At 73.8% G+C, this 9,297-nt stretch carries 7 protein-coding genes and 1 pseudogene; 5 read left to right on the top strand and 3 right to left on the bottom strand.

What is annotated here, in order from left to right:
* Window positions 1–340 (bottom strand): annotated as a pseudogene (locus G3I42_RS09495) (dihydroxyacetone kinase); the annotation flags it as partial.
* Window positions 341–608: 268 nt separating this feature from the next.
* Between G3I42_RS09495 and rpmB the strand changes: the two are divergent.
* From rpmB to G3I42_RS09510, 3 genes are all read left to right on the top strand, one after another.
* The gene (gene rpmB, locus G3I42_RS09500; protein WP_008745436.1) at window positions 609–794 is read left to right on the top strand and encodes a 50S ribosomal protein L28; all 186 of its coding nucleotides are present in this window, start codon (window positions 609–611) and stop codon (window positions 792–794) included.
* A 202-nt stretch (window positions 795–996) separates the two neighbouring features.
* Window positions 997–4,389, top strand: a complete 3,393-nt coding sequence (locus G3I42_RS09505; RefSeq protein WP_203606585.1) for a BTAD domain-containing putative transcriptional regulator — start codon at window positions 997–999, stop codon at window positions 4,387–4,389.
* Window positions 4,390–4,550: 161 nt separating this feature from the next.
* Entirely contained in the window at window positions 4,551–5,837 is a 1,287-nt protein-coding gene (locus G3I42_RS09510) for an FAD-dependent monooxygenase (protein ID WP_164284241.1), read from the top strand.
* A 230-nt stretch (window positions 5,838–6,067) separates the two neighbouring features.
* On the opposite strand, the gene thiD is transcribed toward G3I42_RS09510, so the two are convergent.
* Both thiD and G3I42_RS09520 read right to left on the bottom strand, forming a co-directional pair.
* Entirely contained in the window at window positions 6,068–6,892 is an 825-nt protein-coding gene (thiD, locus tag G3I42_RS09515) for a bifunctional hydroxymethylpyrimidine kinase/phosphomethylpyrimidine kinase (RefSeq protein ID WP_164284243.1), read from the bottom strand.
* Window positions 6,893–7,126: 234 nt separating this feature from the next.
* Window positions 7,127–8,122, bottom strand: coding sequence for a thiamine-phosphate kinase (locus G3I42_RS09520; protein WP_164284245.1), 996 nt, complete (start codon window positions 8,120–8,122; stop codon window positions 7,127–7,129).
* A gap of 221 nt (window positions 8,123–8,343) precedes the next feature.
* On the opposite strand from G3I42_RS09520, the gene G3I42_RS09525 reads away from it, so the two are divergent.
* Both G3I42_RS09525 and G3I42_RS09530 read left to right on the top strand, forming a co-directional pair.
* Window positions 8,344–8,577, top strand: a complete 234-nt coding sequence (locus tag G3I42_RS09525; protein ID WP_009068869.1) for an Lrp/AsnC ligand binding domain-containing protein — start codon at window positions 8,344–8,346, stop codon at window positions 8,575–8,577.
* A 21-nt stretch (window positions 8,578–8,598) separates the two neighbouring features.
* A complete protein-coding gene (locus G3I42_RS09530; protein ID WP_164284247.1) occupies window positions 8,599–9,099 on the top strand; it encodes a DUF3515 domain-containing protein in 501 nt (166 codons plus the stop codon).
* Window positions 9,100–9,297: the final 198 nt, after the last annotated feature.

A 9,297-nucleotide genomic window follows, 5' to 3' on the forward strand; every position in this document is an offset into this window, starting at 1 on the left:
GGATCGTGCCCGAGTTGCCGCGCGCGCCGACGAGCGCGCCGTGCGCCATGGCGCGGGCGACGCCGTCGAGACCGGGCCCCGGCGCGGCGTCCGCACCGTCCGCGCAAGCCGCGCCGTCCCCGTACGCCGCACCGTCCTCGTACGCTTCGAAGACGGCCTCGACGGCGCGGGACGCCGCCTCCGTCGTGAGGTAGAGGTTGGTTCCGGTATCGCCGTCGGCGACCGGGTAGACATTGATGGAGTCGATCTCCTCGCGCGCCCGGCCCAGTGCGTCGAGTGCCGTCGCGCACCAGACGCGCAGCGTGGTGGCGTCGAGGAGCCGTCCTTCGTTCCCGGACATCAGGGCCTTCCCGGGCACCAGGGCCTCCTTGCGCAGCAGGACGAACGCAGCGTAGTCGCAGCTCGGACCGGGTGCGGCCGGAGCCCGGGGACGGCCATCGCCGCGGTCATGGTAGTTTCGTAGAGCGGGAGTAGCCGCTGTATGCTGCTCCGGTTGCCCGATGAGAATCGGGCCATTCCCCCCGGCAACGCCAAATCAGGCACTTCCGTCTCTGATCCCGGCCTGCCGGGATTCACTGTAAGTGCATCTGAAGTCTTTGGAGTGACCCGTGGCTGCCAACTGCGACGTCTGCGGCAAGGGGCCGGGCTTCGGCAACAACATTTCGCACTCGCACCGCCGTACGCCGCGTCGCTGGAACCCCAACATCCAGCGCGTGCGTGCCGTGGTCGGTGGAACGCCGAAGCGGCTCAACGTCTGCACCTCGTGCATCAAGGCCGGCAAGGTCTCGCGCTAAGCGTGAGGCGGTCCCGTTTCACGACGGTACCGATCCGGTCTCGCGCTGACGTAGTGCGGCGCGGCCACCTGGCTGGTTGCTGTAAGAGCCGGTCCGCCTTAGGGCGGACCGGCTCTTACGTGTGCCCGGAGACCGGAGCGTCTCTTTCCGCTACGGTGCCGACTCCCTGTACCGGGCCAGTGGCCACCACCAGCCACCTCCCGTGACCGCCGCCCCCCTGCCCTTCTTCGGCGTGCTCGGTCCGCTCGTGGCACGGGCGCCCGACGGTACGGCGCTGGCCGTGGGCGGCCCGCGGCCGAGGGCCCTGCTCACTCTGCTCCTGCTCGACGAGGGACGCGTCGTACCGGCGGAGCACCTGCTGCGCGGCGTGTACGGCGAACAGCCACCCGAGGGCGCGCGCAACGCCCTTCAGTCCCAGGTCTCCCGGCTGCGCCGCAGCATCGCCGCGACGGGTGCCGAAGTGACGCACGTCGCCCCGGGTTACCGCCTCCGTATCCCCGATCGCGCGTGCGTCGACGCGCACCGCTTCGCGACGCTCGCGGTCTCAGGGCAGCAGCGACTCGACGCCGATGACGCGGCAGGAGCCGCCGCCGCCTTCCGCGACGCCCTGGCCCTGTGGCGTGGCAAGGCACTGCCGGACCTCGCGGTACGCACCGGCCACGCCGTCCGGCTCGACGCCCTGCACTCCGCGGCCCTGCGCGGTCGCATCGCTGCGGACCTTCGCGTGCGGCCGTCGTCGGCGCTCGTCGCCGAACTGCGTGGCCTGCTCGCGACGTACCCGCTCGACGAGTCCCTGCGAGCTCTCCTGATGTCCGCCCTGCGCGACACGGGGCGCCCGGCCGAAGCCCTCGTTCTGTACGAGGAGACCCGTGCCCTCCTCGCGGAACGTCTCGGCACCGACCCGTCACCCGAACTGGCGGAGCTGCACACGGACCTCCTGCGCGGCACGAGGCCGCACGGCGGTGCCGGGACGGGGCGCGAGGATGCGCGCACGCCGCGCGCCGACGCCGCGACGGCGGCGGCCCAAGACCGCAGGTCGCACGCGACGTCCCCCGCACGACGCGACACCCCCACCGCGCGGGACGCGACGTCTCCGCACGACGCGACGTCGCGTCGTGGTGCCACGGCTGCCCCGCCCGACGCGCCGGACGACGCGACGTCTCCCACCATCCCGCGGGGCCTCCCACTCCCCCTCACCGAATTCATCGGCCGCGACCGGGAACGAGCCGCGCTCACCCAGTTGCTCGCCGGTCCCGCCCGGCGCCTCGTCACGCTCACGGGGCCCGGCGGCGTGGGGAAGACCCGGCTCGCGGTCGAGACGGCGCGAGGCGTGGCGGCATCGGTCCGCTACGTCGAGCTGGCAGCGCTGGAGGACGGCGCCCAGGTGCCCCACACGCTCCTCGCCGCGCTCGGGGTGCGCGACGCGTTCCGGGGACCGGTGGGCGACGACGCTCTCGGACGGCTCGTCGCCGCAGTGGGCGAGCGCCCCGTGCTGTTCGTCCTGGACAACTGCGAGCACCTTGTCGCCGACGTGGCGCGGTGCGTCGCGTCGCTCCTCGCCGCCTGCGCCGGCGCGCGGGTGCTTGCGACGAGCCGCGAGGCACTCGGTCTCACGGGCGAGTACGTCCGCCCGGTACCGCCGCTCGGTCTCACCGACGCCGTACGGCTCTTCGAGGCGCGCGCCGCGGCAGTCCGTCCGCCGGGGCACGAGGACTGGGGTGCGACGGACGAGGCGACTGTGCAGGACACGGGGGCCGAGACGGGCGCGTCCGATGAGACAGCGGTGATCCGGCGGATCTGCGCACGTCTCGACGGGCTGCCGCTGGCCGTGGAACTCGCGGCGGCACGCGTGCGCACGTTGCCTCCGCGCGAGCTGGAACGGCGTCTGAGTGACCGCTTCGCGCTGCTGTCGCGCGGGGACCGGACGAAGGCACCGCGGCATCACACGCTGCGTGCGGTCGTCGAGTGGAGCTGGGAGTTGCTTGATGCGCGTGAGCGTCAACTCGCGCGACGTGTTTCCGTGTTCGTGGATGGCGCGGACGCCGCCACGGTCGCCGGGGTCTGCGCGACACCCGCCGCGGCGGACCTCCTCGACTCGCTCGTCGAGAAGTCCTTCCTGGAGGTGAAGACCGGCCGTTACCGCATGCTCCAGACGATTCGCGATTACTGCGCGGGACAACTCGCCGCCGAAGGCGATACGGAGCGCCTGCGCGACGCCCACGCGGCGTGGTTTCTGCGCCTCGCCGAGGAGAGCGAGCCGCTGCTGCACGAGGGCCGCCAGGTGGCCGCCCTGGACCGTCTCATGTCCGAGCGCCACGACCTCGACGCGGCGCTGCGTCACCTGCTCTCCCGCACGCCGGAACGCGCCCTGCGCATGATCGCCGCGCTCGCCTGGTTCTGGCGGCTGCGCGGATTGCACGGCAGGCAGGTCGGCGCGGCGCGTGCGCTCCTCGCGACGCTCGGCGACGTACCGCCACCGGGTCTCGCCGAGGAGTACGCGCTGTGCCTGTGCGCAGCGGCGTCGGAGGATCTTCCGGTAAGTGAACGGCGTGCCCTGACGGACCGTGCGACCGCCGTGCTGGGCGGGCTCACGACACCGGCGCGGCACCCTGCGATCGGCGTGCTGTGGTCCCTGGCGGGCGGGCCGAGGGAGTGGGGCGACGAGACGGCCGGCTGGCAGCTGGGCGGCACACCGTGGGCGCGGTCGCTGCTCCTGCTCGGCACCGGTCTGCTGGAGAGCGAGGCGGGACGCCCCGTGGCGGCCGAGGCGACGTACCGCGAGGCCCTGCGCGGATTTCGCGCGCTCGGCGACCGCTGGGGCATCGCCAACACCCTCGACAGGCTCGCGTACGCCGCGGATCTCTCCGGGCGTCGCGCCGAGGCGCTCGCGATGCTCGACGAAGCCTTGGAACTGACGGCGCGACTGCGGTCTTCGGAGGAGCACGCGGACATGCTCACGCACCGCGCGGAGGTACTGCTGCGGGCCGGCCGTCCGCGCGACGCCGCAGCGGATCTGAGACGCGCCGAGGCGGCGTACCGGCGCTACGGACTGGTCGACAAGGTCGGCGTCGCGCTGCGCGGCCTGGGCGACGTCGCGCGCCACGAGGGCGCGACGACCACGGCGCGCGAGAGATACGTCGCGGCGCTGGGACTGTTCTCCACGACGTGGTTCGGTGCCGCGGAGGAAGTCCGAGCGCTGCTCGGGCTGGTGCGGACGGACCTCGACGCGGGCGAGGTGGAGCGGGCCGGGGAAGGCGCGGAGCGCGCCCGCGCGAAGGCGGCGACGGTGCTGGTACGGAGTGTGCGGGCGGAGACGTACGAGGTGCTCGCGCGGCTGTGCGTCGCGCGGGCCGGACACGGGCCGCGAAAATCCGGTGCCGTTCGGGACGCGGGCGACGCCGCGTCGCGGAAGCTGTTGTACGGCGCGGCGGAGCACCTGGGGCGCGCGGAGGTCTTGCGCGGCCTCCCCGCCGACGCCCCGGAGAACGACGAGGAGACGGCCGGGGTAGGGGAGGCGGTGCGCGACGCTCTGGGCGACGTCGCGTACGACGCGGCGCGGGAGCGAGGACGTCGTGCGGTGCCGGACACGCCGTGAGGCCACGTCGCGACGGTGCGGCGCGTCCCAGGCCCGCCATGTCGCCCGTTGCCGGCACCCAGCGTCCCGATGGCGCCCGGCCCGTGCCCCGCGACGTCGCGTGTGCGCGCCTGTCAGAGCACCGTCAGCGCACCGTAAGCGCCCGGCCCGACCCTGTCGGCATGACGAAGAACAGCAATACCATTCCGCCCGACGTCAGCCGCCTGCCCCACAGTCCCGCGCGCCCGCCCCTCGCCGGGCTGCGCGTGCTCGTCTCCGGGGCGAGCGTGGCGGGTCCGGCGGTCGCCTTCTGGCTGGACCGGTACGGCGCGGAGGTGACCGTCGTGGAGAAGGCGCCGGAGCTGCGCCCCGGTGGCTTCGCCGTCGACTTCAGGGGCGCGGTGCACGCCGAGGTGCTGCGCGCCATGGACATCGCGGATGATGTGGCGGCGCGGCAGACGCACATGGGTGCACAGAGCGTCGTCGACGCGGCGGACCGGGTCCTCGTGGAGCTGCCGGCATCCATGCTGAGCGGCGATGTCGAGATCCACCGCGGCGACCTGGCGGAGATCATGTACGAGCGGACGAGGAGCGGGGTGCGCTATGTCTTCGGCGACTCCATCGCCTCCCTCCGGCAGGACGACGACGGTGTGGACGTCTCGTTCGAGCGGGCCGCGCCGCAGCGGTACGACCTGGTAGTGGGGGCCGACGGTCTCCACTCGCACACGCGCGCCCTGGTCTTCGGTCCGGAGGAGTGCCACGTGCGCTTCGGCGGCTATTACTTCGCCGCCTTCGGCCTCCCGAACCACCTCGGTCTCGACCGCACGGCACGCATGTACACGGAACCCGGCCGCACCGTCCTGCTCAGCCACTACGGCGGCGACCCGGCCCGCGCCCTCGCCTCACTCGTCTTCGCCTCGGATCCGCTGTCCCATGACCGCCGCGACGTCGCGGCTCACAAACGGCTGCTGCGGGAGCGGTTCGCGGGCGGCGGCTGGCACACGGCCTACGTCCTCGACGCCCTGGACGACGCGGACGACCTCTACTTCGACGCCCTCGCCCGGAGCGAGGTGGACGGGCTCGCGCGGGGCCGCGTCGTCCTGCTCGGTGACGCGGGGTACGGCGCGACGATGGGCGGCATGGGCACGGGATGCGCACTGGTCGGCGCGTACGTGCTCGCCGGCGAACTGGCGGCGGCGCGCGGGGCGCACCGTGCTGCGTTCGCGGCCTACGAGGCGGAGATGACGGCCTTCGCGCGAGGCTGCCAGAAGACCGCCGCCAACGTCGGCCCCTTCTTCGCCCCCGCGACGCAGGCGGCGATCCGCCGCCGCGACCGCACGTACCGCGTCCTCGGCGCGCGTGTCATGACGCGCGTCTTCCGCCGCATCACCCTCCACGCCGCGCAGAACATCCGGCTCAAGGACTACCCGCGGTGTTACGGGGCACGACGCGACACCACGCGCGAGTGAGACCGCGACGTCGCGTACCGGCCAGGAGGCGATGCCGGGTGAAGAAGGGGCGGAGCCGGGCGACGTGGCATAGGCGACGTCGCGCCAAGCCGCCGCGTCGCGTGCCGCGCACCGCATCACCGCAGGTGGCGCGCGACGTCGCATATGTCACGTCGCGCCGGACGCCGCACCGCGTCGCGCCACGCGCCCCCTCACCGCCCGACGTCAGCGGCCCCCAGCAACCCCCCGCCTCACCCCGACGTCTCCCCCGTCCCCTCCTCCCCCGTTCCCCGGAACCGCCACCCGTGGTCGACGGGGCCGATGCCTGTGCCGAGGGGGAAGCCTGCGGCGATGGCGCCTGTGACGTAGTCCTTCGCGGCGCGGACCGCGGTCGGGACGTCGTGGCCGAGGGCGAGGTGGGAGGCGACGGCGGAGGCGAGGGTGCAGCCGGTGCCGTGGGTGTGGCGGTTGTCGAGGCGGGGGGCGCGCAGCCAGTGCTCCTCCGTGCCGTCGGTGAGGAGGTCGACGGCCTCGCCCTCCAGGTGGCCGCCCTTGATCAGGGCCCAGCGCGGGCCGAGGGCAAGGACGGCCGCGGCCGCCTCGGGCAGGTCCTCGGGGCGGGTGACCTGGACGCCGGTGAGCTGGGCGACCTCGTCCAGGTTGGGGGTGGCGACGGTGGCGACGGGGAGCAGCCGCGTGCGTACCGAGTCGAGGGCGTCCGAGGCGAGCAGCGCGTCGCCGTGCTTGGAGACGCCCACCGGGTCGACGACGGCCGGCGCGTCCGTCGTCGCGAGGAGTTCCGCGACCGTCTCGACGAGCGCGGCCGAGGAGAGCATCCCGGTCTTGACCGCCTGGACGCCGATGTCGTCGACGACGCTGCGGTACTGGGCACGTACCGCCTCCACGGGGAGGTCCCAGGCGCCCTGCACACCGCGCGAGTTCTGCGCCGTGACCGCGGTGAGCACGCTCATCCCGTGCACGCCCAGCGCGAGCATCGTCTTGAGGTCCGCCTGGATGCCGGCGCCGCCGCCGGAGTCGGAACCGGCCACGGTCAGGACACGCGGGGGTATGTGCATACGCCCGAATCTACCGCCCCGACCGCTCCACGGCGCACCCACGTCGCGCTCCGCCGCCCCGCGCCCGGCACGTCGCGCGCCGCGTCCGGAGCCGCCCTGCCGCGCCGCGCACGTCGCGTACGCCGCGGGCATCACCGCAGGTCGCACGCGACGTCGCATATGCCACATCGCGTCGACGGCGCGCGCGACGTCACGCCACCCCGCCGGCCCCGCCCGCCCTCCGCACCCGCTCCCTCACCCCCGCCCCGGCACCTCGATCCCGTCGTCCCCGTCGTCCCCGCCGAAGTGGTCCCAGCCGCCCGCGCGCGTCCATGGCGCGCCGTCGACGGTCACCTCGGGGCGCGCCGAGGGGTGCAGGACCTCGCCGATGACCTTCCAGCGCGCCGGGAGCTTCACGTCCGGCGGGAACGTCGCGACGATCGCGTGGTCCTCGCCACCGGTGAGCACCCACTGGAGCGGGTCGACGCCGACGGCCTGCCCGATGTCGTACATCTGCGTGGGCACGTCGACCTTGCCGGAGACGAGGTTGACGCGGACGTTGCTCGCCTCGGCAATGTGGCCGAGGTCGGCGATGAGGCCGTCGCTCACATCGGTCATGGACGTCGCGCCGAGCGCGGCGGCGGCGGGGCCCGCGTGGTAGGGCGGTTCGGGCCTGCGGTGCGCCTCGACGAAGGCGCGCGGGGAGCGGAAGCCGCGCGAGAGGACCGCGTGCCCGGCGGCGGACCAGCCGAGCCAGCCCGTGACGGCGACGACGTCGCCCGGACGCGCTCCGGAGCGCACGACCGGCTCCTGGTTGCGCATGTCGCCGAGCGCCGTGATCGCGACGGTGATCGTGTCGCCGCGTACGAGGTCGCCGCCGACCACCGCCGCGCCCGCCACCTGGCACTCGTCGCGCAGCCCGTCCATCAGCTCCGTCGCCCATGTCGCGGGCAGCGTCGCGGGGACGACGAGGCCGAGGACGAGCGCGGTGGGCACCGCGCCCATGGCGGCGATGTCGGCGAGGTTCTGTGCCGCGCCCTTGCGCCCGACGTCGTACGCGGTCGACCAGTCGCGCCGGAAGTGCCGGCCCTCCACGAGGACGTCGGTGCTCACCACGACGCGACGGTCGGGCGCGGCCACGACGGCGGCGTCGTCGCCCGGGCCGAGTCGCACCGCCGGTGTCGTGGTGAGCCGCGCCGTCATCTCCCTGATGAGGCCGAACTCGCCGAGTTCCCCCACAGTGCCCTTCATCCCTGTGCCCCTTCTGCGCCGTACCGTTCACGGCCGTGTGCCTGCGTCGCCGCGGATACCGTCAAGTCTCGCCTGAACTTCCGTGCGCCGCGTCCCCCGGAAGCGGCACCGCCGTACGGAGCGGGGCGCAGCACGCGCGGGGGGCTCCCCGCGGCGCGCGGCGACGCGATACCGTGGCGTCCCCTTTTCCCCATGATCCTCATGGCCGCCCTGGAGGTTCCGTGGTACAGGCGTACATTCTGATCCAGACGGAGGTCGGCAAGTCCTCCGCGGTAGCCGAACTCATCGGCTCGTTCGACGGCGTGATACAGGCCCAGGACGTGACGGGCCCGTACGACGTGATCGTGCGTGCCGAGGCGACGACGATGGACGACCTCGGTCGCATGGTCGTCGCGAAGGTGCAGCAGGTGGAGGGCATCACCAGGACGTTGACCTGCCCCGTCGTCCATCTGTAACCCCCGTCTAGGCTGGGCGGCGTGAACATCTCCGTGCTGCGGCGAGTGCTCGTTCCCGCCGTCCTGCTCCCGCTGCTGACCGCCGTCGGCTGTTCGTCGTCGGACTCGGCGGCGGACTCCGCGGCGAAGGCCGCGGTCCCCGCGCCGGACGCCGCCGCCGCGGAGGCGTGCCGGAAGCTGCACACGAAGCTTCCGGAGCACGTGGACGGACTCGACAGGAACAACCCGGCCCCGAAGTCCGAACTGACGGCCGGATGGGGTGGCCCGGCGATCATACTGCGCTGCGGAGTGCCCCGTCCGGCCGCGCTCGACGACCCGAAGACGGACGGCGTCGAGGTGGACGGCGTGGACTGGGCCATCGTCCACGAGGACGGTGGCCCCTTCCGCCTCTACACGACGCTGCGCATCGCCTACGTCGAGGTCACGATCCCCGCCGCACGCGCCGGCAACGGCCTCTCCCCCCTCACCGACCTCGCGAAGCCCGTCGCGGGCACCATCCCGAAGGGCATCGCGGAAAGCTGAGCGCCGCGCGGGACACGCGGCGGTGGGGATACGGGGACGAGGCGACGGTACGGGGACGGCGCGGCCGGCCACGTCGCGCACACCCGCTCGCCGGGCCCACGACGCAGCGCCCACACCCGCGACGTCGCCTCACGCCACGGACACGTCGCGTACGCGGCGGACGCCGCGCCACGCGCGCCCCGGACGCCACGTCGCCCG

The sequence above is a fragment of the Streptomyces sp. SID11385 genome, assembly GCF_010548245.1.
In the GTDB taxonomy this organism is placed as follows: Bacteria; Actinomycetota; Actinomycetes; order Streptomycetales; family Streptomycetaceae; genus Streptomyces.